General features: G+C 45.5%; 18 protein-coding genes. 15 read left to right on the plus strand and 3 right to left on the minus strand.

The annotated features are described in order from the left end of the window. The first annotated feature begins 212 nt into the window (after positions 1–212). The 6 genes from E4N69_RS04580 (at position 213) to E4N69_RS04605 (ending at position 8,193) form a co-directional block, all read left to right on the plus strand. A complete protein-coding gene (locus E4N69_RS04580; RefSeq protein WP_253824655.1) occupies positions 213–2,033 on the plus strand; it encodes a phosphoenolpyruvate carboxykinase (GTP) in 1,821 nt (606 codons plus the stop codon). Between the two features lie 115 nt (positions 2,034–2,148). Then, positions 2,149–2,922, plus strand: coding sequence for a TatD family hydrolase (locus E4N69_RS04585; RefSeq protein WP_253715347.1), 774 nt, complete (start codon positions 2,149–2,151; stop codon positions 2,920–2,922). Beyond that, entirely contained in the window at positions 2,919–3,992 is a 1,074-nt protein-coding gene (gene dusB, locus E4N69_RS04590; RefSeq protein ID WP_253824656.1) for a tRNA dihydrouridine synthase DusB, read from the plus strand. The genes E4N69_RS04585 and dusB overlap by 4 nt, the downstream gene beginning before the upstream one ends. Before the next feature lie 8 nt (positions 3,993–4,000). Continuing rightward, positions 4,001–5,680, plus strand: a complete 1,680-nt coding sequence (locus tag E4N69_RS04595) for a DUF5312 family protein (RefSeq protein WP_253824657.1) — start codon at positions 4,001–4,003, stop codon at positions 5,678–5,680. 202 nt (positions 5,681–5,882) lie between these two features. Then, positions 5,883–6,431, plus strand: a complete 549-nt coding sequence (locus tag E4N69_RS04600) for a hypothetical protein (protein WP_230978029.1) — start codon at positions 5,883–5,885, stop codon at positions 6,429–6,431. A 121-nt stretch (positions 6,432–6,552) separates the two neighbouring features. After that, entirely contained in the window at positions 6,553–8,193 is a 1,641-nt protein-coding gene (locus E4N69_RS04605; RefSeq protein WP_253715350.1) for a BamA/TamA family outer membrane protein, read from the plus strand. A gap of 16 nt (positions 8,194–8,209) precedes the next feature. On the opposite strand, the gene E4N69_RS04610 is transcribed toward E4N69_RS04605, so the two are convergent. Then, positions 8,210–9,454, minus strand: a complete 1,245-nt coding sequence (locus E4N69_RS04610) for an extracellular solute-binding protein (protein ID WP_371922367.1) — start codon at positions 9,452–9,454, stop codon at positions 8,210–8,212. Between the two features lie 360 nt (positions 9,455–9,814). Between E4N69_RS04610 and E4N69_RS04615 the strand changes: the two genes are divergently transcribed. Further along, positions 9,815–11,329, plus strand: coding sequence for an SH3 domain-containing protein (locus E4N69_RS04615; protein WP_253715352.1), 1,515 nt, complete (start codon positions 9,815–9,817; stop codon positions 11,327–11,329). Continuing rightward, the gene (locus tag E4N69_RS04620; protein ID WP_253824659.1) at positions 11,329–13,428 is read left to right on the plus strand and encodes an ABC-F family ATP-binding cassette domain-containing protein; all 2,100 of its coding nucleotides are present in this window, start codon (positions 11,329–11,331) and stop codon (positions 13,426–13,428) included. Before E4N69_RS04615 ends, E4N69_RS04620 begins: the two co-directional genes overlap by 1 nt. A 461-nt stretch (positions 13,429–13,889) precedes the next feature. Here E4N69_RS04620 and E4N69_RS04625 read toward each other — a convergent pair whose 3' ends face one another. Then, positions 13,890–14,516, minus strand: a complete 627-nt coding sequence (locus tag E4N69_RS04625) for an epoxyqueuosine reductase QueH (protein ID WP_253824660.1) — start codon at positions 14,514–14,516, stop codon at positions 13,890–13,892. After that, on the minus strand, positions 14,513–15,616 hold the full coding sequence (locus tag E4N69_RS04630) for a DHH family phosphoesterase (RefSeq protein ID WP_230978032.1): 1,104 nt from the start codon (positions 15,614–15,616) through the stop codon (positions 14,513–14,515). The genes E4N69_RS04625 and E4N69_RS04630 overlap by 4 nt, the downstream gene beginning before the upstream one ends. Positions 15,617–15,890: 274 nt before the next feature. Between E4N69_RS04630 and nagA the strand changes: the two genes are divergently transcribed. The 7 genes from nagA (at position 15,891) to E4N69_RS04665 (ending at position 22,834) form a co-directional block, all read left to right on the plus strand. Next, positions 15,891–17,063 (plus strand): N-acetylglucosamine-6-phosphate deacetylase, encoded by a 1,173-nt coding sequence (gene nagA / locus E4N69_RS04635; protein ID WP_162663008.1) that lies wholly within the window; start codon positions 15,891–15,893, stop codon positions 17,061–17,063. A 14-nt stretch (positions 17,064–17,077) separates the two neighbouring features. Beyond that, positions 17,078–17,884, plus strand: coding sequence for a glucosamine-6-phosphate deaminase (nagB, locus tag E4N69_RS04640; RefSeq protein WP_253824661.1), 807 nt, complete (start codon positions 17,078–17,080; stop codon positions 17,882–17,884). A gap of 2 nt (positions 17,885–17,886) precedes the next feature. Further along, positions 17,887–18,975, plus strand: coding sequence for an AI-2E family transporter (locus E4N69_RS04645; protein WP_162663012.1), 1,089 nt, complete (start codon positions 17,887–17,889; stop codon positions 18,973–18,975). An 8-nt stretch (positions 18,976–18,983) separates the two neighbouring features. After that, positions 18,984–20,060 carry a 3-deoxy-7-phosphoheptulonate synthase gene (locus tag E4N69_RS04650; RefSeq protein WP_253824883.1) on the plus strand — a complete coding sequence of 359 codons (1,077 nt, stop codon included), beginning with the start codon at positions 18,984–18,986 and terminating at the stop codon, positions 20,058–20,060. Next, on the plus strand, positions 20,047–20,526 hold the full coding sequence (rnhA, locus tag E4N69_RS04655) for a ribonuclease HI (RefSeq protein WP_203232446.1): 480 nt from the start codon (positions 20,047–20,049) through the stop codon (positions 20,524–20,526). The genes E4N69_RS04650 and rnhA overlap by 14 nt, the downstream gene beginning before the upstream one ends. 52 nt (positions 20,527–20,578) lie before the next feature. Continuing rightward, the gene (locus tag E4N69_RS04660) at positions 20,579–21,328 is read left to right on the plus strand and encodes a Sir2 family NAD-dependent protein deacetylase (protein ID WP_162663013.1); all 750 of its coding nucleotides are present in this window, start codon (positions 20,579–20,581) and stop codon (positions 21,326–21,328) included. 195 nt (positions 21,329–21,523) lie between these two features. Then, on the plus strand, positions 21,524–22,834 hold the full coding sequence (locus E4N69_RS04665; protein ID WP_253715356.1) for an ABC transporter substrate-binding protein: 1,311 nt from the start codon (positions 21,524–21,526) through the stop codon (positions 22,832–22,834). The last annotated feature ends 66 nt before the right edge of the window (positions 22,835–22,900 follow it).

Genomic DNA, 22,900 nt, shown 5'->3' on the forward strand with positions numbered 1-22,900 from the left:
TATATCTTTAAGCTCTGTCTAGGGCTGTCCAAAAGGGAATATATTAGGGAACTCCGAAAAATTTTAGTAGGGTGCCTTTAGGTTAAGCGGTAAAAGCCGCCGTTGTTAAAAAGGAATGCACAAAGAGAGAAAAATCTTGCAGAAACCCGATATTTCGATTATTATCTATAATATAATTGATACAGATACCTGTTAACTTTGGAGGAAAAATAATGACGATAGATACGCTTAAACATACAGAGGCTCGTAAATGGGTTGATGAGGTAACCGCGCTGTGTACACCGGATAGCGTATATGTGTGTGACGGTTCAGCAGCAGAATATGATCGACTGATGAAAAAATTGGTCGATGTAAAGTTGGCAACTCCTTTAAAGAAACGAAAAAACAGCTTTTTATTTCGCTCGGATCCTTCCGATGTTGCTCGTGTGGAAAGCCGAACGTTTATTGCTTCAAAAAAAGAAGAAGATGCCGGCCCTACAAACCACTGGACTGACCCTGTTGAGCTCAAAAAAACGATGAGCGCGCTGTACAATGGTTGCATGAAGGGACGTACTCTGTATGTTATCCCCTTTTCGATGGGTCCCGTAGGTTCCGACATTGCAAAAATCGGTATCGAAATTACCGACTCCGAGTACGTTGTCTGCAATATGCACATTATGACACGGGTAGGCACAAAAGTGCTCGAGGCGCTCGGCTCTGACGGCGCATTTGTTCCCTGTCTGCACTCGGTCGGGAAGCCGCTTGAAGCGGGTAAAACCGATGACGGCGTATGGCCGTGTGCTCCGCTGGAACATAAATATATTTCTCACTTTCCGGAAGAACGGTTGGTCTGGTCGTACGGCTCCGGTTACGGCGGAAACGCCTTGTTGGGGAAAAAATGCTTTGCACTTCGTATTGCTTCCGTGCTTGCGCGGGACGAAGGTTGGCTTGCCGAGCACATGCTCATCTTAAAGATTACCAATCCTGAAGGAAAATCAAAATATATTACCGGTGCTTTCCCCTCTGCCTGTGGTAAAACGAACCTCGCGATGCTTATTCCTACCATTCCCGGATGGAAGGTTGAAACCGTTGGGGACGATATCGCGTGGATGAAGTTCGGTGAGGACGGCCGCCTGTATGCCATTAACCCCGAAGCGGGCTTCTTCGGCGTAGCGCCGGGAACTTCCGACCAATCCAACAAGAACGCAATGGAATCAATAAAAGAAAACACCATCTTTACCAACTGCGCATTGACGGAAGACGGAGATATATGGTGGGAACAGATCGGACATCCTGCAAAGGGAAAACTGGTGGACTGGAAAGGTAATACCCGCGATGCGCTGCCGACGGATAAAAGCCCGAAAGGCGAAGAATTTGCGCACCCGAATGCTCGCTTTACCGCGCCTGCTAAGCAGTGTCCGGCAATTGCGGATGAATGGGAAGATCCCAAAGGCGTGCCCATTTCTGCATTCCTATTCGGCGGCCGCCGTCCGAGTACTATCCCGCTGGTACACCAATCCCGCGATTGGAACCACGGCGTATTTCTCGGCTCGATTGTCGGCTCGGAAATTACCGCCGCAGCGCTCGATTTAAAAGTCGGCAGTATCCGCCGCGACCCGTTCGCCATGCTCCCGTTCTGCGGGTACAACATGGGCGACTACTTTCAACATTGGATCAACATCGGTAAAAAATCGACGGCGGACAAATTACCCAAGATTTTCTACGTCAACTGGTTCCGCAAGGACTTAAACGGTAACTTTATTTGGCCCGGCTATGGGGAAAACAGCCGCGTACTCGCGTGGATATTCGACCGCTGCGACGGTAAAGATAATGCCGTAGAGACCGCTATCGGCTGGATGCCCAAAGAGGGAGCAATCAATACCGGAGGTCTCAATGTGTCGAAGGAACAAATGAAAGAAATCCTTTCGGTGGACGCCGAAGGTTGGAAGAAGGAAATTGCGGATATTCGAGAGAATCACTATCCGAAATTCGGCAATAGGCTGCCCAAAGAACTTACCGAGGCCTTAAATACGCTGGAAAAACGGCTCGGCTAATTATACCGGAATATTGTCGAGCGTTTCTATTTCGAAAGCTGCCACGTGAATTTAATCGAGTTTTTTAACGCCCTGTATTTATTTTGTGAAACTGCCGCTTAAAGGAGGAACCGCAATGCAAATTTTTGATACCCATGCCCACATCGGATTGCTATACAACGATCCTCTTGCGCAGCTGCGCGCTATCCAAGAAGCCAAACGTGCATCCGTGACCAGGATACTCAGTATTTGTAACAGCCTGCATGACTTTTATTCGGTATATGAAACGCTCAAAACCGAACAGTCGGTGTATTATGCTATCGGCGTGTCTCCGTCAGAAGTGGTGGCACCGGGGAGAGACTGGGCTATTCAAGTTGAAAAAGGTCTTCAATTGCCCGGCGTTATTGCCGTCGGAGAAACAGGACTTGATTACTACAAAAAGTACGGGGATCAGCGTTCTCAGATTGAGCTGTTTATTACGCAGCTGGAGATTGCTTCAAAGGCAAAAAAACCGGTTGTTATCCATAATCGGAATGCAGGTAAGGATGTGTTGAATATCCTTTCCGAGCGGATGCCCGAAGCAGGCGGTATCCTGCATTGCTATTCCGAAGACGCCGAGTTTGCGCGGCTAGCACTAAAGCTGCCGCTCTATTTCTCGTTTGCGGGTAATCTTACATACCGGAATGCTCGTAATCTGCACGAAACGGTACAAACGCTGCCGCTTGACCGTATATTGGTTGAGTCCGAAAGCCCGTTTATACCGCCTGCGCCGTATCGGAAAGAACGCAATATGCCGGCGAACACTGTTGCTACGGTTGAATTTATGGCCAAACTGTTAAAAATGGATATAGAAACATTGGCGGCTCAGTTGTGGAAGAATAGTTGTAAAGCATTTAATTTGCCGGAATGAGTGAATTGGATGTGCGAGAATTAAATACAATGGAGACTGATAGCCAACTTTACCGGCCGGTAACGATAGGGAATTTAACGCTTCCCGGAAATATTTTTTTGGCGCCGATTGCGGGTTATTCCGACAGGAGTTTCCGTTCTATTTGTGTTGATTGGGGTGCGGATTTTACCTATACTGAGATGGTTTCATCGGAAGCGTACATCCGTAGTTCGGCGAAAACGGAAAAGCTTATTACTCGTGCGCATAACGAGCGGCGGTATGCGGTACAGATATTCGGGGCAAATCCCGATTTTATGGCAGGGACGGCAGTGCGGATCATCGAACGCTACCACCCCGAATGTATCGACATTAATGCCGGATGCCCTATGCCGAAGATCACTAAAACAGGGGCGGGTTCCGCACTGATGCGGAATCCGGAAAAGCTCTACGCGGTGGTTAAGGCTGTTAAGGACGCAGTAGAGCAAACCGGAGTTGCCGTTCCGGTAACGGTAAAGATACGTTCCGGCTGGTCGCAAACCGAGCTTACTTGGAAGGAGGCCGCAATAGCCGCAGTTGAAGCAGGTGCTGCAGCTCTAACCATTCATCCCCGTACCTGTGCGCAGTGCTACAGCGGAACGGCAGATTGGGATATTTTGGCGCAGCTTGTGCAGATAATGCGGGGGCGTGTTCCCGTATTCGGATCCGGCGATTTATTCAGCCCTCAGTCCGCGCACGATATGCTTGTGTCGACCGGATGCATAGGTGTTATGTTTGCACGCGGAGCTATGGGCAATCCCTTTATCTTCCGGCAAACACGGGAATTGTTGCAAATCGGCGCCTATTCCGAAATAACGCCCGCGGATAAAATCGGGACGGCAAAAAAAGAACTCATGCTGCTGTGTGAAGAAGCTGGAGAGCAGACTGCCTGCCGCGAAATGCGCAAACGGTTTGCAGCCTATACCAAGGGGATTGCAGGCGGGGCAAAGCTCCGTGAACAGTTAGTGCAGGCGAGTTCCATACAAGACTATGAAAGGATTTTAAAGAACTTCTCATTGCAGGCGGTGTATCCGCATACCGATAACAATAGGTGAGGATTATTATGTTTGATTTTATCAATACTCTTATTACGTTAATAAAGGATTTTTTTGAAGGTCTCTTTTTTTCCTCATCACCGGAGTATCAAAAGAAGCGGCAACTTAAAGGGTATGCTGCAGAACTCAAAAAGCTGAATCCGCCGTTATACCATACCGGAAAAATACTACTCCCGGCGTTCGGGTCACTATTGTATCAGCTTTATCATTTTTTACAACCGATAAAAGTTATTCTGGACAAGACTGTTAATTCCCCTGATATACGCGCAGCCGAGAAATATCAGGATCTATTTTTTGAAGCGATATTGTCCGAAGAGCAGGTAAAACAACACCGGAGTTTTACCTTCCAGGCACGGAGCCTGCTCTTATCAAAGTGTAAAAATTATCAGGAAACGGAACATACACTACAAGAACAAATACACAGCTTTAAAAACTTTATACGTCTTTTCCATACGCCTGCGTTTAAAACTCGTGAGCAGGAATTGATAAAACTTTTTTTCCTTTCCGATCTATGCGATTTCGATTACGCGTCTTTTCTCAGTCAATTTAATAACAATTTGCAACTAAATACGGCTGGACCGGCATCGATTTCTCAGGATAATTTTGAAGAAGTATTTGCCGGCGATGTGATAAAGAATTTGTTGGACTTCCAATTTATCGTACGGCATGTTTCTATTACGCAGACGACAATCAACGATGTCATTTTTCTGGCGCGGAGTTTAGGGAATTTTACCGACGAGACAGGAGTAAAACTGGAAAAAACGCTGAATATGGTCGAAAATCTTCTCGCAAATCAGCTGAAGCGGACAACGATACCGATAATGTTGAAATTGATTAAAGAAGATCCCAATTTTAAAGAAAAGGTAACCGTTTCCGAATCAAAACCTCTGCAGGAGTATATTGATCGAAGTAGTGAGATTTTCCAAGCAGATTCAAAACGCCTATTAAAAATCACCAAAGAAAATAATATAACAGGCTTAATAGAAAAATGCTTCGGTAGTGGTCAGTTGAAACCGTTGGAAGGATATAATGATACAGTTAATGACGCTATTCAAAATCTTTCACCGATTTCCTTTGATTGGGTTAAACCGATACAATTATTAAAAGCGTTTACCGAAATGTATTTTGAAGCGCACTACAAAACTTTTTTAAAATCTCTGTTGATTGAAGGCTTTTTTGTGAACAAACAGGTCGAAGGGCAATATGCGGCAATTTATCGTTCCTGCGAAATGCTATCGGGTAAAATAGCTAATTTTGAACAGCTTTTTAAGCCGAAGGGGCAATGTAATCTCCTTGAAATTCAAGGTTATATTGCAGAGATTGAGAAAGGTAAAGATATGAAAAAACAGTTGCAGAAAATCGTTGATATTGCAAATATGCAGGCAAAGACTATCGTACAAAACGGAAGTAAATCCTATGCCGATCTGTATATTTTTACCGAACACTTGCTGGAGGATATAAAAGCGCCTACCTCCGAATTGATTACGAACATAAAAGCTCTTGTCGTCAGTTCTAAAAATAAGGAATCCTTTATTCGTTTGGAACAGGATCGGCACATCTTTGCTATGTTCCTTGAAATAATGAAAAACTATGCGGTATTCGGTTCTATAGAAAAAGGGAAACCGGGAGCGCCTATTCCTACTGCCGCACCGAATGCAGGGGCTGCGGTAAAACCGATGCAGAAATAATGTTTAAACATTTAGTACCGAAAAATTATTAAGTAAAATTATGATATTCAAAACCATGATATTCCGTAAGATATACTCCTTTTTATTTTTGCTCTGTAGTATTCCTTTCTTATATGCTGACAGTTATTCTGGTTCAGGAACAAACGATGCTCTTATTATCCGTGCACCGGTGTGGGTTTTTCTTGAATCTCAGCCGGGGGTGATGGATAACGACACCCAAGGGATGCAGTTGCCCCCCCGGCAAGCGCTCATCGCATTGTCGACAACGGTAATGGAAGGAATGGTCTACGGCTGGAAGTTTTCTTATACTCCCTTTGACAAGCGGAGGGCGGTTGCGGAAGAGTTTGAACTGGAATCGCTTCGATCTATTCCTTCGGGTGACAGTCGTTTATCCGTTACGGAGCTTCGTCCGCAGTATCCATACCTGTATTGCTGGGCGGAATACCGTGTTACCGATGCGATAGCCTTGCATAGAACGGAATGGATACGTATCAATTATATTACCGCCAAAGGTTCCGGCAGCGCAGAACGCAAGTTAGAGATAGACGGGGTGCGGCAGGCTTATCGGTACGCGGCGCTCGCCGCTGTTCGAGGATATTTACGGAAAAACATTAAAAATAAACCTAAGGCTGTTAACGGAAAGATGCTGATTAAGGATAACCCGCGGTTGTATGTGTCAGGTGGAAAATTTACCGCTGAATTGACTGTTTATTTGGAGATTAAAGAGGTTATCCCCTACGAAGTCTTTTGAAAATATACAGCGCATCTACTGCGCCATACGACAAAAAAATATCTCTTGCATAAAAAGGTTTTTATATGTTAAATAGTATCCCTGTATGCTTAGTTATAAAATATCAAAAAAACATATACGTTTGATACGGTCTGCTATTACCAGTGTATACATTTGCCTTACGGTAGCTGTTTATGCCCAAGAAGTTGAGAATGCGCAATCCGCTCTTATTGATGTGCCGGTAGAGGCACCTTTAGCTGATACGACTACCGAAGCACCTCTTGTTCAAAGCTATCGAATAACGGTTGTCAACTATAACATCAAGGGACTGACACAAAAATATCCGCTTTCACAGGCGGTTCCGATCGACACCAGCCGTATTTTTGATTCGGAAGAAGCGATGTTGCGCTATCTCGATAACCTTAAACAACGATTTAAAAATATTCGGGTTATTCACTCAGTTCAAATAGATACGGAATATGGCACGCCTGATAACGAAGCAGTAATACCCGTTACGCTTACTATCGCAATCACCGATACATGGAATTTCATCGTGGTTCCGTACCCTTCTTTTGACTCGAATAGCGGTTTCCAGTTGAAGCTGAAAATGCAGGATTTTAATTTTATAGGGACATTGCAACCCTTAAGAGCTGATGTAGTATACCGTTCAACCGAAACAAACCAGCAGATTTTTTCATCTTCAATCAACTTTGCATTACCGTTTAAAGCGGGTGCATTTAATCTGTTATGGGATAACAGCTTCCAGATTGTTTACGCATACAAAGAAGTTCCTAAAATAAATATCGGTACCGGATTGACGGCATCGGTCAAATTTAATAAGCGGTTGTCCCTTACATTCGGCCTTTTACCTGAATTGGCAATTAACGATCGTACATCAAGTCAGATGTCCATTACGAGCTCATTGAAGATCCCTGGTGTAGAACATACGGAACAAAAGCGACCGGGTGGGTTAGGCTATTTATATCCTTATGACCGATATTACTTTAAAACGACAGCATTTGTACGCGCACCTGTTATGATTACTGAAGTGAAAGGATTCGGTTCGCTCGTATGGACCCCATCTATGAGCCTTGCAGGGAATTGGGCATTTGACGGTATACAGGCAGACAGTCTGCGAACATGGACGTTTAATTGGGGGCATACTCTTTCTCTTTCAAAGGTGAATTGGGAGTTAAATTTTAGGAAAGGTCTTTCATTTTCACTCGGTAATACGTATGCCTATCAATTTTACGACAAACGGAAGATGAGTATCAGCTTTTCCGCCTCTTTAGCCGGATATTACCCATTTATAAACAGAGTTGGTATATATGGTCGGGCGCAGTTTTTTTATCATTTATTCGGAAGTACAAGTACGGAGGCAGGTTCTACGCTTCGTGGCATTTTGAATAAACGAATCGATACGGATACTGCTTTTACCTTTAATCTTGATATCCCTATTCGGATTGCTTCACTGAATTTCCAAACTATTACCGGCGTTGCATGGACGCGGTTTTTTAATTGCGATATTCAGCTTGTCCCTTTCTTGGATATTGCGTTAGTGCACGATAAGCGTACGGGACGATACTATCATCCGGCGGACGGATGGTATGCGGGGGGGCTTGAAGTGATCGTCTATCCTGAAAAAATGCGGAGTATTTACGTCAGGGCAAGCGTCGGTTTTGATTTAACGGAACTGAAAAATCTTTCCGGTTTAAGCGGTCGAGCAAACCGTGATGGGGAATCAATTAGCGAAATATTTATTGGAATCGGTCTACACTATTAAAAGGTTTCGATAAATATTAGCGGGGTTTTTTATACCAATCAGATATCCGTCTGTTGAGTGACAGCGGTTTTTCACTGCCGGAAAACATTCGTGTTTGATCCCGTAAGTATGGAAAGATTATTTCCTTTTTAAGTAGCAGCCAGTTATGGGGTAAGATATGTGGCGCAGAAAAATCATCGGTTTGCGGCGAATGCTTGAGCAAAAGGGGATAATAGACAGGGAAAATATTTTCGGTTACGTTCTTTACAGCAGAAAATCCCCCAGCTAATCCGAAAGAAGGAGCGATCATATTATCGGTTTGAGATCGGGCGAGCATATCTTTTTGACTTTCTTCATTGAAGAACCAAAGCAGAAAAGCCCGTGCCGCTGCTGCATTTTTTGCCTTCTTACAAATTCCTGCATATATAATTTCGTCCTGTACCGGTGTTTTGCCGTTGTAACTCATCCACCGATAATCAAGCGATTTTAATCTTTCGTTATTTAATGCCAACAGTTTATTGCTCGGTAGGTACCAAAATAGGCATCGTTCATTTGTAATCAATGTATATGGCGGATCGTAGAGATATTTAAATTTGAATTCATCTTCAGCTGCAGCGTTTGTATTGACCTCTTCCGACCACCGGCGCGTGTATGTAATCAATTCCTGCAGCATTTTATCGTTCCACGAAAAGAGGTTTTTTGTTTCTTCAAAAGATACATCAAGGCCTTGTGCGGTAACATAGAGAAAATCTGTATCCCAGCGAGGAGAAAACCCCATTTTAGTATATTCCGATCCGTTTTTTGTGTTATACGCTGCAGCAAGTTCCCTCATCTCCTCAAGGGAAAGTGTAAAATTTGTTTTTACTAAATTTTTTTGCGATGCGGAAAAGATAATAGTTGGTAAATTAAAGCTGACCGGTAGGAGGTACTGTGACCCATCAATATTTCCCAATTCAAATAATAACGGATAAAAAATATCCGGATCGATTTTCTTTTTAGAAAGCAGCCCTCCCAATTTAGTGAATTTTGCCCGTGTTTCGTCGCCTCTTAGCCATGGCCCAATAACGATATCAGGCTGTTCTGATGCTGCCATTAAAGCATCAGAAGGAGTTTCTTTATAACTGACGGTTATTTTGTAACGGCTTTGGGCGTTGTTAAAAGCCTCACAATAAGAGATGAATTCAGTACGGTTAGTCCAAATAACTGCAATTGAGTCTTCGGCATTTTTGCAAGCAGATAGCATACAGCAAGCAAATACCGCGATAAAAAGAAAATTTTTCATACTTATCCATTATGACTACAATAACCTCATTGTCAATGCGGTTGCATTTCTTCTGTGCGAAATTTCATAGGTGTAAGGTGAGCGTCTACAATGACGCCGCTCACCTTAACCGTCAAGTTTTCTTTCGAAAACTTGCGTATTGATATGTGCGCTTTTCGCGCACGAATGCAACAGTTTCCAAAATTCATATTTTGTTCAACTGTTGCATTTTAAGGAAATAAAATTTCGCACATTTTTCGAGTAGACGAGTAAATGTATCAGGCAGGCTAGGCAAAAATCGCAGAATCATTGGGACTGTGAGACCATTTGAACCATCTTCAACTGTTGTACATCCGTGTACAACAGTTGAAGGCGAGTTTTGTGCGTGCACAAAACATCGCTGCTGTATGGAACCACTGCCATCCTTGGCAGTTCTGGTTGAACGACCTCAATTATTCTGCGGGGCTACTAAAAAACGGACTGATACGGTTACTCTGCGGCAATATCCTTGCGCGGATGCGGTCTTTAAAGTATAATCTTTTCATTCAGGATAATGTGGAAATATATATGAAAAAATTACATCATTTTTACAATACTGCGTCTGCCGTATTCATTTTAGCGCTCTCTTGTTTCGTTATTTTTACGATAACCGGCTGTTCAAAAAAAATCGGTTACGGTGTCGTCAACTGGTCTATCCCCGAATATAATCTAACGGCATCGGATGTAGTGCCGATCCTCGTCCGTTCAAATATCTCGAAGGTGTATATTGCTGAGCTGAATAATCAAAAGATAGAGATTCCGCTCTGGCAGCTCACTTTTTGTTCTTCAAAACGCGAAGCGGAAGCATATATCAAAAAGACTTCCGAGTATCGCTCTGTGTATGCCGCGGTGAAATTGGATGGCTTGCCGCTTCGATCTACTCCCGATAATACGGGCAAGCAGGTATATCGTTTGCGTGAAAGTCAGATTGTAAAGGTTCTTTGGAAAGGAGAAGGCGCTCCGGTCGTTGCACGGGATAAGCCTTTGGAAGGTGATTGGCTCTATGTGATGACCAACGATGGCACTCGCGGTTGGTGTTTTTCCTATAATCTTTTTACGTATGATGAAGGAGAACCTTCTGTCGCACGGCAGACCACGGAAACTGCAGCGGATGAAATTCTTACAAGCATCTTAAAAAGCCGGTGGTATCCCGAATATTACCGCGATATGATTCGAAAAAAACAAATTGATCCCGAGCGGATGACGGAGAACTTCGGCTTTTTTCCCGGTGAAGGAACCGGCATCGCACGTATTATGCTGAAAGATGAGCAACTTGCTTTCTCTTATACCGGTATCATAAAAAACCGGATGGGTGCCTATCAGTTTGAAGGTTCCCCGCTCCTGTTGCAAATCAGAGACTCGGATACGATTGCCGTCAATTATACTGATGGTAAGGGGCGGGTACAGATACTGTATTTTATTACGTTGAAGGAAGATCCTCGGGAACTTGTCCAAGCGGAGGTGGAGCGACGGAATGTTGCGTTGCAGACGCTCGTTACAACCGGTCCCGTATTCAATTCTGTGAATTACGGCGTATTGCAATTTTTAGGCGGAGAGCGATTCCGCTGGAGCGGATATCAAGTGTTATCCCCGACGATTATTCCTAAGGGGGCAGGGGATTCCGGTTCCGTCGCAATCCGCTATTTCATCAGTGCTAAACTCAAGACCGAATATATGGGGATTCTGTCATTCAAATTCGACGGCAGTGCGGATTGGATTGACTTCTTTTACACGGTATCTAAGCAGGGTGTTAAACTTGAATACGTACAGCCTGAAAATATTACCGACGGTGTTGCTGCCGTGCGTAACCTCAATCCCGTTATCCTCTTTTTCGGGACGGAAGGAACGGAAGACTAATGCCGTTTGTCCAGCTTTCAAATATCTCCCTTGCGTTCGGTGATCGCGATATTCTGCAGAATATTACGCTGGTACTGACACAGGGAACAAAGGCGGCGCTTACCGGAGCCAATGGCAGCGGTAAATCCACCTTGATGAAGATTATCGCAGGGGTAATGCAGGCCGATTCCGGTTCCATTTCGATGGAAAAGAACACCCGTGTTGCCTACCTGCCGCAGTCCGGCATTATACACAGGGGTAAAACGCTGGCAGAAGAAGCCGATACCGCCTTTTCCCGCGGAGCGCAGCTGGTAGAACAGCTCGAGGCCGTTGGCAAGCTTATGAGCGAAGAGGCCGATGCGGCAAAGGCGGAGCGACTTGCGCACGATTATCACGCCCTGCAAACCGAGCTTGAGCAATCGGGCTGGTATTTTAGGCAGCGGCTTGCGGATGAAACGCTGCGCGGGCTTGGTTTTACGTCGGAAGATTTTACCCGCCTGACCGATGAGTTTTCGGGCGGATGGCAGATGCGCATTGCACTTGCAAAGATTCTTTTGAGCGGGGCTGACATCATCATTTTGGATGAGCCGACCAACTACCTCGATATCGAAGCGCGCAGCTGGCTTGAACTCTGGCTGAAAAAGTTTACCGGCGGTTTTTTGCTGGTCAGTCACGACCGCTCGTTTTTGGACGCAACGGTTAACGAAACATATGAATTATTCAATGGAACGCTTAAGCGCTATGCAGGAACCTATACCAACTACGAAAAGACGCGGGAGGTAGAGCTTGCCTCTTTGATAAAAGCATACACACAGCAGCAGCTGGAAATTGCAAAAACAGAAGACTTTATCAGGAAGTTCCGCTACAAGGCGACAAAAGCCGCAGCGGTGCAGGATCGGGTAAAGCGGCTCGAAAAACTTGAGCGTATCGAATTGCCCGAACACTTAAAGAAAATTCATTTCAGCTTTCCACCCGCCCCTCATTCGGGAAATATTGCACTGCAAGCCGAAGGAATTACTAAGGCGTATGGGGAGCGGCTCGTGCTGAAAGACGCGGAACTCACCGTTACCAAGCAGGAACGGCTGGCATTGGCGGGACGGAACGGCGCCGGTAAAACCACTTTTTTGCGGATACTGGCGGGTGAAGATTCCGAGTATACCGGCTCCGTAAAGTACGGGGCGGGCATTATCACCGGTTATTTTTCGCAGGATGAGGCCGAGCGGATTACCGGCAGCGAAACTATCATGCAGCTGATGGAGCGGGAAGCGCCGACCCATCTTATTCCGAAACTCTACGATATGCTCGCAGCCTTTTTATTCCGTGGTGACGACATCCATAAACAGCTTTCCGTGCTGTCCGGCGGGGAAAAAAGCAGGCTGGCGCTGCTCCGGCTGTTATTGAAGCCGCTCAACCTCCTTATCTTAGACGAGCCGACCAATCACCTTGACCTTCATTCAAAAGATGTGCTACTTGATGCACTGCAGCGGTTTGAAGGGACGGTTATCTTTGTTTCGCACGATAAGTTCTTTATCCAAGGACTTGCAACCCGCATCCTTGAACTGACAGCTTCGGCAACGCCCGGCACCGGTACCCGTATCAGAAACTTCCCGGGCACCTACGACTATTACCTATACCGGATTGCCGCCGAAGCAGCCGACAGTCCAGCCGAAAAGTCGGGACAAACGGCAGGATATGTACAGGCTAATAGAAACCAAGGTACCGGCAGCTCCGTCGTCGGCAGCCTAAGCAGGAAAGCAGCGGATTCTTCGGGCGGCGGGAAAACAAGCAGTGCTTTCTCAGGGAATGCATCAGGGATACCTTCCGGTTCACAAGCGGGGATACCGTTAGGCGGCACCGGCGGCGGAGCTCTTTCTTATGAAGAACAAAAAAGGCTGCGGGCGGAAAAGCGAAAGCGCGAAAAAGAGGAAGAACGTATTTTTGCACAACTTGCCGAAACCGAAAACAAAATAAGAGAACTGGAAGCACAGCTCGCAAACCCCGAAGTATATACCGACGGTGAAAAAGCTCGCAGCATTCTGCAGCAGATTCATGCTTTACAAGCAACCTCCGCTGAACTTACAGAACAGTGGGAAGCACTCGCCCAAGATTCAGGCAGTTGAACCACCGCCGTCCTCGCTCAAGAATGAACCTCCTTGTACATCCTTGGGCTACGAGTTTGCAAGCGAACTCGCTTCTGCGTGGAACTACTGCCATCCATGGCAGTTCTGAAACACCCCTTCCGTAAGCCTTTTGAAAATAGCCTGTCCGGAAGTGTACATCCGTGTACACTTCCGGACGCGAGTTTTTGCTGCACAAAAACATCGCTACTGACTAGAACCACGGACATCCCTGTCCGTTCTGAAACTACGAGGCGCGAGCACAAATTAACCGCAGGCGTATCTTTGATACGTTGAGGATTAATTTGTGCGCAGCAACGGCATATCGTAAAACATACTCTCCGTAAGCCTTTTGAAATAGACGATGCAGATGCTAGGAGCGTACAAAAAACACCCGCAGGCGTACTTGATGTACGTCGAGGACTGTTTTTTGTTAAGCGACAACGCAGATGCGTCGTATATTTTCAAAAGGTGAGGGAGAACTCACAGCCGCAGTAGTCTTGTCGGTACAACCCCAATTCCTTACTAAGCCTAATAGACTCCAGATATCCGTCTTTTTTCTTAAAGTCGCTCGGCAGCCATTGGCACTTATCAGTGGCGAGTTCCATGCCGATTTCGTTGATTTTTGCGGCACTTTTAAGCGGACTGAGCGAAAGTGTCGTACAGAAAAAATCGAAGCCTTGAGCCGCTGCCTCGCGTACCGTTGCTGCTAGCCGGAGCCGGTAGCAACGAAAGCATCGCTCTCCGCCTTCAGGGCAATCCGTATAGCCCTCTGCTATTTCAAGGAATTGTTCATGGTTATAGTCCTGTATCGCGTAATCGATTCGGTACGGGAATTCTTTTGATGTATTATACTGTTCGATTAAACGGATTTGTTCGTCCGCCCGTGTACGGTATTCAAGTTGGGTATCAATGTTAGGGTTATAATAGAAGACAGTTAGCTTAAAATGCCCTGCCAGCCGCTTTATTACCGAAGAACTGCATGGGGCGCAGCATGAATGGAGCATAAGACGCGGCGGAGCTTCGGCAGTAAAGGAATCGCCAATATCCGCGATGGTTTGTTCCATCAATAATTGAAAATTTTGCTTCATATCAATAGGTTTTGCTTAATAAATGATTCTATATCTGCGAGTAATGAGTGGAGCAACTTACCGGATTCTCGGGGCAGCCGGAAGGCAATCGCGCCGGGGTGTCCGCCTCCATCAGTAATTTTAAAATAACTCAGAATCGGGTGTAAATCGATGCCTCGCATCGCTTCGCTCGCCCTAATACGGCATTGTATTTTATTGGATTTGCCGGGAGAATCGTAGTAAGCGGAAATTCCTATGCCTTCGACTTTCTCTGCGATGGCATTGGTTGCCTCCTTAATCATACCGGTAAACTGCGTATATTCGATACTTTTCAGGAAAGCATTCGACTCATCTTCCGATAAAATGACCTTCCCGATGCATCCGGTATAACTGGCGCGGTCGATAATGGCATGATAGATTTTCTCAGTCTCAGCATCGGTTGTTTTCATCACATCCAGCAGCCGTTCCATCGACTCGATTTTTTTTGTACGTCCCTCCGAATGGGTACTTATCCGCAACATCAAATTTAAATGCTTGGAAAAATAGTCAAAAACTTCTTTATCATGCGGATTAGAAATATAATTTCCCATTTTTGCATCGCCGAGCATACCGGTCAGCAGCGTCAGTACCAAATTTCTCGAATAGAGTTCTTCAATGCTGTAGCGTTGCCGTAGTTCGGGATGATTGGCCAATTTATAACATATTCTGCATAAAATTTCGCAGGTACTGGAAGCATGGAGGACTAAAGAATAGGCGGGATCTCCGGAATATGCAGCATCGGAATCAAAGTGATGATCTATTTCAATTTTTGGAATAGACGGGGTATTCAGAAAATCATAGATACAGCCGTTTGCTGCTACCATATCGGGCTTTGGCGTATCAAAAATACAGAGAACTTCGACGGAACGGATCGGCGGCATTGTTCCGTAATATATATTGATCTTGTTATATTTGCAGATGGAAGTGAGGAATTTAAGGTTTTCAGACGGTACGGATTCTAAAAAAATGCTGACATGTTTATTAAATTTGCGCAACAATAGTGCGCCCGCTACCGTCGAAGCATAACAATCTTCATCAGGGTTTTCGTGACCGAGAATCAAAAAGGACCGGTGCGTTTTCATAAGATAATAGATATTTTTTATTACCCGGTTTCGTGCCCCGATAGTCATGTTTTGCCTTTTAAAGTGCAAATCGGGCTTAAACCTGTTACCTCTTAAATCCATATCATACTATTATAACACACTTTGTAATAAAGTGTTATCCAAAAACACATTTTTTAGAAAAATGTCTAATGCGGTCAGTACAGAAGTTGTCAGAAACCTGATGCAGCTGCCTTATGAGCTCTAGGCTTTTTAACGTTTTTTTGATAGAATCGACCGAATTACGGAGAGAATCATGGAGAATGCACTTTGTTTTCATAACGCAACGGTAGTGACCGGTTATTCCTTAATGGAAAACGGCTGCGTCTATGTTAAAGATGGCAAGATTGAAGATGTCTTTAGTGAGCGCCGCTTTTTAAATAAACGCTTTTCTCCGGAAGTACGTATTGTCGATGTCGGTAAAGCGTATATCGCTCCGGGGTTGATTGATACCCACATTCACGGATTTGCAGGATTCGGGACGGAAGACTGCTCTCCCGATTCCATACTTGGTATGTCGAAGGCTCTTGCTGAATATGGCGTAACGGCTTTTAATCCTACACTGTATCCGACCGAACCGGAAAATATGACTGAATGTATCCGCGCCGTTGTCGATGCAATGGGACATGAAGAAGGTGCGACCATCATGGGGTTGCACCTTGAAGGTCCGTTTATTTCGCCGGAAAAACCCGGAGCGTTAAGTCCTTCTGCAATCAGTCCTGTTAATCTGGATTTGATGGATAAGCTTTGGGCTGCGTCGAACGGGAATATTGTCAATATGACTGTAGCTCCGGAGCTTAAAAATATGCGTGAGCTGGCGCTCTATTGCATCAAAAAAAATATTGTGCTGCAAGCGGGGCATACCAATGCGCTTTACGAGAATATGCTTGAGGGAATGCAAGCAGGAATTTTACATTCTACGCATCTTTTTAATGCGATGAGCCAGATGCACCATCGCAACCCGGGCGCCGTCGGTGCGATATTAATCCATCCGGAAATGTCCTGCGAAATTATTGCGGACGGTATCCATGTTCATCCCGACCTTATCCGCTTATTGGCACGGGATAAACCGATCGATAAGATTGTCTTAATAACCGATAGCCTCAAACCGACGGAACAGCGCGAAGGTATGCTGATCGCAAATGGAGAAGAAGTTGTGCTCCAAGGCGGTTGTTTCCATCGTAAGGCTGATGGCGTTATTGCCGGTTCAAGCCTTTCGATGATTCGCGGGGTTAAGAACCTTGTATCCTTCGGCTTTCCGGTAGAAACAGCCGTTCGTTTCGGTTCTGCAAATCCGGCGGAAATTATGCGGTATTCCAAACGAGGTTCCATTATGCCGGGATATGAAGGCGATCTGATCGTATTCGATAAGCAGTTCAATGTGCTTGCAACCGTCATAAAAGGAAATTTGAAAAAAAATTTGTTTTAAGAATAGGGGAAGCTATGCGATTAATTATAAAGTCAGATTATGAGGCTTGTTCCGTATGGGCGGCGGATTATATTTGCAAAAAGATTATGGACTTTGCTCCGGCAGCGTCAAAGCCGTTCGTTCTCGGTCTGCCGACGGGGTCTACACCGCTCGGTGTCTACAAAGAATTGATTAAACGGCATCGAGAAGGAAAGATTTCGTTTAAACACGTCGTTACCTTTAATATGGATGAATATGTCGGCTTATCTCCCGATCATCCGCAAAGTTATCACTACTTTATGTATGAAAACTTTTTTAAGCATATCGACATTCCTTCCGCGAACATCCACATTTTAGACGGTATGGCGAAAGATACTGAGACTGAATGCAAAAAATACGAAGCGGCGATTGCTCAATACGGAAAAATTCATTTATTTCTGGGCGGAGTCGGAGCAGACGGGCATATCGCTTTTAATGAACCGGGTTCTTCCCTTTCATCCCGCACACGTCAAAAAACACTGACGCAGGACACCATTGCGATGAATGCCCGCTTTTTTAACGGCGATACGGCGGCGGTTCCCAAGACGGCGCTTACCGTTGGAATCGGCACCATTACCGATGCCGAGGAAGTGATGATCCTTGCAACCGGTTATAACAAAGCGCGGGCAGTACGGCATGCGGTAGAGGGAAGCGTCAATCATATCTGGACAATTTCTGCGCTCCAGTTGCATCCGCACGCAATTATCGTATGTGACGAACCGGCCACCGATGAACTCCGCGTTGGAACCGTCCGGTATTTTAAAGATATCGAATCTTCAATTTCAGCAGGCGGAACAAAATAAGCATGCAGAAATCACTCAAGTTTCAAACCGTTTCTTTTTTTATCATTCTGGCGATTACCGTTGTGCTGGTAGCGCGGGTGTTTTTACCCTACGCGAGTGTACTGCTTTGGTCGGCTATCCTCTATATTATGTTCGGGCCGCTGTATCATAAACTGCTTAAAAAGCTGAATTCTGAGTCCCGATGGTTTAGAATGCAACAGAGAATTATCGCCGCCTCATTTTCAGTCGGTATTATTATACTGGTTGCCGGGGTTCTGTTCTTTTTTGCTATTAAACTGATCGGGCAGGGGCAGATGTTCGTAAAGAAAATGATGAACTTTTTCGTTACGCATCCTCAGCTATTTAGAATGGAAAAAGACGCGCCGCTGAACGAATTGGTCATGCAAATTTCGATGGGAACAATCGATCTTTCGGTATTCGACTTTAAAAGAGAGCTGATGAATTTTTTTATTCAATATGCCGATACGATTGTTCGCTATGCAACGAGTATTGCAAAAAATATCGGTAATTTTGTGCTTTCACTCCTGTTCATGTGTTTTGCGCTTTATTTCCTGTTTATCGACGGGCAATACCTCGCTTCGGTGTTTGTAACGGCTATTCCGATTCAGGTGTCGGAAGGTCAAAAATTGGCGGCAAAGATAAAAGATACTATCACCAATCTTTTTATGGGGTACTTCCTCGTTTCAATATGTCAATTTGCAGCGGCGTTTATTGTGTACACTATTTTTCAGGTAGAAGGTGCACTGCTTTTATCCTTTTTAACTTTTTTCAGCTCATTTTTACCCTTCTTTGGATGCGCGTTGGTGTGGGCGCCGCTTGGGATAGAAATATTGTTAACGGCAGGTTTATTTAAAGGCATTCTCTTCCTCTGTGTCGCAGGTTTTTTTATCAGTTCAATCGATAATTTTTTACGGCCGATGTTTTTGCAGAACCGTGTTCAGATACATCCGTTGCTGATTTTCTTTTCGATACTTGGCGGTATCCGTTTTTTTAAGCTGAACGGAATTGTGCTTGGTCCGCTGTTTGTTATCCTCTTGTTTACGCTGATCGATATTGCGCGGACTTCGGACAGTACGGATGCTGAAGTCTAGCCTTGACTATGAATAGCCGCCCGCTGTTATACCATCGGCGTATTGAGCGAATACACCCGTTGATTTCGCCGCAGCAGATGCTTGAAAAAATTCCCGTATCGGAAAAAGCGTGTCAAACAGTGTTGACCGGAAGGAAAGAAGTTGAAGCGATTTTGTCCGGTACTGACAATCGGTTTTTACTGATTGTCGGTCCGTGTTCTATCCACGACCCGGTTTCTGCGGTGGATTATGCCGGCCGATTAATGCGTTTACGGGCAAAATATCGTGATTGCTTTTGTATTATCATGCGGGTGTATTTTGAAAAACCTCGTACCGGTTTGGGCTGGCGCGGTTTAATCGTGGAACCTGCGCTTGATGGGGTTATTAATATTACCGGCGGGCTGGAAACGGCACGTAAAACACTGAGCGCTATAACCGAACTAGGGTTGCCGGTTGCTTCGGAGCTGCTCGACCCTATTGTGCCACAATATACTGCGGATTTTATCAGCTGGGCATCCATCGGTGCGCGCTCCGCCGAAAGTCAGATTCATCGAGAACTCGCTTCGGGGCTGTCGATGCCGGTCGGGTTTAAGAACCCTACCGATGGTGATATCAGTACGGCGATAAACGCAATCGTTTCCGCACGGGAACCGCATGCTTTCCTCGGCATTATGCAGAACGGCAGCCCCGCAGTGATGCATACAAGCGGTAATGAATACGCGCACCTCGTATTGAGGGGCAGCGTACACGGAGCAAACTGTGACAGGGCTTCAATAGAAGAAAGCCGCCGCCTTTTGGCGGAACAGGGCATACGGCCGGTGATCTTGATTGACTGTTCGCACGGTAATTCACAACGTCAGCCCGAAAAGCAGCGGGACATCCTACTCGGAAGCCTCCGGCTGAGACTGGAAACGCCGCAGATTGAAGCAGTCCGCGGTTGTATGCTCGAAAGCTTTATTCAGGCGGGGGCTGTTTCGCCGGAGCATTGCACTGAAAAGAGCGAGTACGGCAAATCAATTACTGACCCCTGCATGAGCTGGGAAATGACCGAATCGCTTCTCACCGAAGCCGCGGATATATGGAGATATTATTATGAAAAAAATTAAATTGTACACCGATGGAGCATGTTCTCAAAATCCCGGCCCGGGCGGCTGGGCATTTGTGATGATTCTCAAAGACGTTCAAGGTGATCAGTCAGAGCAGGAATTGCTGCGAGGATCCGGCGGGGAGAAATTGACTACGAACAATAGAATGGAATTACTCGCCGTTATTCAAGCACTGACTGCCTATCAAGAAAATATATTGCCGTGCTATGCCGACTGTCCGCTAACCCTGCATACGGATTCCCAGTATGTGCAGCAGGGGATCTCTTCGTGGATAAAAAAGTGGAAGCTGAACGGCTGGAAAACAGCTGCCAGAGAGCCGGTAAAGAATCAAGACCTTTGGCAGCAGCTTGATGCACTTGCCTCTCAGCTCAGTCTTGAATGGATGTGGGTAAAAGGGCATGCAGGAAATCGCTATAACGAACTCTGCGATACCCTCGCCGTAGAAGCAGCTAAAAGAGCAAAGTAATCTAAGATATTTCGATTGTTTTCCGTGACGATTACACAAAAGGGAGGTTTGTATGAAAAACGAAAAAGTATATCGAGAATTAGCGGATCGTATAGCAGCGGCGCAGCACTGTGTTGCCTTTACGGGCGCGGGAGTCAGTACCTTATCCGGCATTCGGGATTTTAGGGGGAAGGACGGACTGTATACGCTGCCTGAAACCGATAAGATGTTCGATATCGAAGTCTTTAGGGAAACGCCGTCGGTATACTATCGGCTTGCAAAGGAATTTATCTACGGGTTACAAGAAAAAGAACCGTCGATTGTGCATCAGGTACTTGCAGGTTTGGAAGCCCGCGGAATGTTAAAGGCACTCATTACGCAAAACATCGACTTATTGCACCAAAAAGCCGGAAGCAAGCACGTTATCGAAGTGCACGGTTCTCCTTCGCGGCATAGCTGTACGCATTGTTCTTATAGTACAACCTTTGAAGATGTCGTCGATGTTGCTCGCAAGGGAGAGGTTCCGCTCTGTCCGAAATGCGGTCATGCATTAAAGCCTGATATTACGTTTTTCGGTGAAGCGCTCCCGTTTGCTGCAATAACGGAGGCTCAACAAGAATGCGGCAGGGCGGATCTATTGCTGGTATTGGGCAGCAGTCTCACCGTGTATCCTGCCGCAGCGCTGCCGCAGCTGACCCTGAAAGCGGGCGGTACGGTGGCTATTGTCAACGAACAGCCGACATATTTTGACGATTACGCAATCCTCCGTTGTACCGACTTGCAGGAGTGTTTTGAATATCTTAAGCATACATTGCTTGAATAACACGGGGACTCCAATAGTAAAATTAAAGTGGGCGTCCCTAAAAATTTAACCATGCTTTTAGGCATGTCAATATTTTGAAAAATTTTACTGGTAAAAAGCGCGAATCAATGATATACTATTTCCAATCTACTATATTTAAAGTTGACAATTGAAAATTCATATCTGAATTGACAGTCGTCTACCTGAGGAGGATCAATGAAAAAAAACATTGCGCTATCGTTCTTATGCTTGTGTACTGTACTTTTTGTACTTACAGGCTGTAAGCCGAAAGAGGATAACGCCGATTCGGATGCGCCGGTAACCCTATCGGTGTATATGCAGATGGATCTCGCTAATCCGCAATCGGCGTATTGGCCCGAGACCGTAGCAGCTTTTGAAAAGCAATACCCGAATATCAAGCTTGAGTTCGAGTATGTGAACGGCGAAGCATTCCATGATAAGTTCCAAATCATGGCTGCTTCGGGGGATATTCCCGATGTATTTACTACGTATGCGGGAGCCCGTTCAGGTTATGTGCTTGATCGCGGTATGGTAAAAGACCTCCGCCCCTACCTGACGGATGATTTGAAAAATCAGTACAATCCTGCTGTTTGGGTGCCCCAGGGACCGAATGGAGAGATCTATATTATTTCGCAGAACCTTGCGGTATGTACGGTCGTTTATGTTAATCCAAAACTACAAAAACAACTTGGCCTGACTACCCCAACAACACTCAAAGAAATGATCGATCAAGTTCCTGCTATCAGAGCAGCCGGTTTAACCCCGCTCGCTTTCGCAAACAAGGGACAGTGGCAGGCTCAGTCGCTCTTATTGTCCATGTTGACCGACCGTATGGCTGGTACCGAGTGGTTTGATAAAGCGATGGTCGGAACGGCAAAGTTCTCTGACAAGCAGTTCGTTGACGCAATCAATGTGATTAAAACGATGACCGATTCAAAGTTATTCCCTCCGGGCGTAAACCAGATGGAGGGTACTGCTTCTTGGGGTGAATTTATTGCAGATAAGGCTGTGTATCTCTTGGATGCAGGCTGGCGTATTTCGGCATTAAAAAAAGCTGCAAAACCCGAAGACTATGCACAGTATCAGCTGATGGCATTTCCTGCTGTTGCAGGGGAAGTTACACATGGCTCCAGTGCTGCGACGATCGGTGAAGCATTCGGTATGAATGCAAAGTTGACAGGTGCAAAAGCCGACGCTGCTTGGAAATTCATTTCCTTTATGTCCGGTAAAGAAGCTTGTGAGATTTTGACAAAGTTCGGAACTATGACTACCTATAAGCTCGACCTTTCAAAATTCGATATTGATCAGCTTACAAAGCAGTATGTTGATCTGATTAATAACCAAAGCATGGGTTATGTTATCGATGCGAAGATGGACAGCGAAGGTGTAAATAGCGTACTCAACCCCGGTATTCAGGCGGTTATGATTGGGCAGAAAACTCCTGCTGAACTTGCGGACGAATACGAAGCATGGGTCGCTGCTAACGATTCCCATCGCAAGAAGTAAAATAAAACTAGAATCCACTGAAGAACGCAGGGAATAATGGGTAATTGGTGATGTTTAATGTACAAT

The sequence above is a fragment of the Treponema sp. OMZ 906 genome, from assembly GCF_024181185.1.
In the GTDB taxonomy this organism is placed as follows: domain Bacteria; phylum Spirochaetota; class Spirochaetia; order Treponematales; family Treponemataceae; genus Treponema.

Excerpts from the sequence above, each read along its gene's own strand:
- nagA (WP_162663008.1), top strand. The coding sequence starts at position 15,891 with ATGGAGAATGCACTTTGTTTTCATAACGCAACGGTAGTGACCGGTTAT.
- E4N69_RS04645 (WP_162663012.1), top strand. The coding sequence starts at position 17,887 with ATGCAGAAATCACTCAAGTTTCAAACCGTTTCTTTTTTTATCATTCTG.
- E4N69_RS04650 (WP_253824883.1), top strand. The coding sequence starts at position 18,984 with ATGAATAGCCGCCCGCTGTTATACCATCGGCGTATTGAGCGAATACAC.
- rnhA (WP_203232446.1), top strand. The coding sequence starts at position 20,047 with ATGAAAAAAATTAAATTGTACACCGATGGAGCATGTTCTCAAAATCCC.
- E4N69_RS04585 (WP_253715347.1), top strand. The coding sequence starts at position 2,149 with ATGCAAATTTTTGATACCCATGCCCACATCGGATTGCTATACAACGAT.
- E4N69_RS04630 (WP_230978032.1), bottom strand. The coding sequence starts at position 15,616 with ATGAAAACGCACCGGTCCTTTTTGATTCTCGGTCACGAAAACCCTGAT.
- nagB (WP_253824661.1), top strand. The coding sequence starts at position 17,078 with ATGCGATTAATTATAAAGTCAGATTATGAGGCTTGTTCCGTATGGGCG.
- E4N69_RS04580 (WP_253824655.1), top strand. The coding sequence starts at position 213 with ATGACGATAGATACGCTTAAACATACAGAGGCTCGTAAATGGGTTGAT.
- E4N69_RS04610 (WP_371922367.1), bottom strand. The coding sequence starts at position 9,454 with ATGAAAAATTTTCTTTTTATCGCGGTATTTGCTTGCTGTATGCTATCT.
- dusB (WP_253824656.1), top strand. The coding sequence starts at position 2,919 with ATGAGTGAATTGGATGTGCGAGAATTAAATACAATGGAGACTGATAGC.
- E4N69_RS04665 (WP_253715356.1), top strand. The coding sequence starts at position 21,524 with ATGAAAAAAAACATTGCGCTATCGTTCTTATGCTTGTGTACTGTACTT.
- E4N69_RS04660 (WP_162663013.1), top strand. The coding sequence starts at position 20,579 with ATGAAAAACGAAAAAGTATATCGAGAATTAGCGGATCGTATAGCAGCG.
- E4N69_RS04620 (WP_253824659.1), top strand. The coding sequence starts at position 11,329 with ATGCCGTTTGTCCAGCTTTCAAATATCTCCCTTGCGTTCGGTGATCGC.
- E4N69_RS04625 (WP_253824660.1), bottom strand. The coding sequence starts at position 14,516 with ATGAAGCAAAATTTTCAATTATTGATGGAACAAACCATCGCGGATATT.
- E4N69_RS04595 (WP_253824657.1), top strand. The coding sequence starts at position 4,001 with ATGTTTGATTTTATCAATACTCTTATTACGTTAATAAAGGATTTTTTT.
- E4N69_RS04600 (WP_230978029.1), top strand. The coding sequence starts at position 5,883 with ATGGATAACGACACCCAAGGGATGCAGTTGCCCCCCCGGCAAGCGCTC.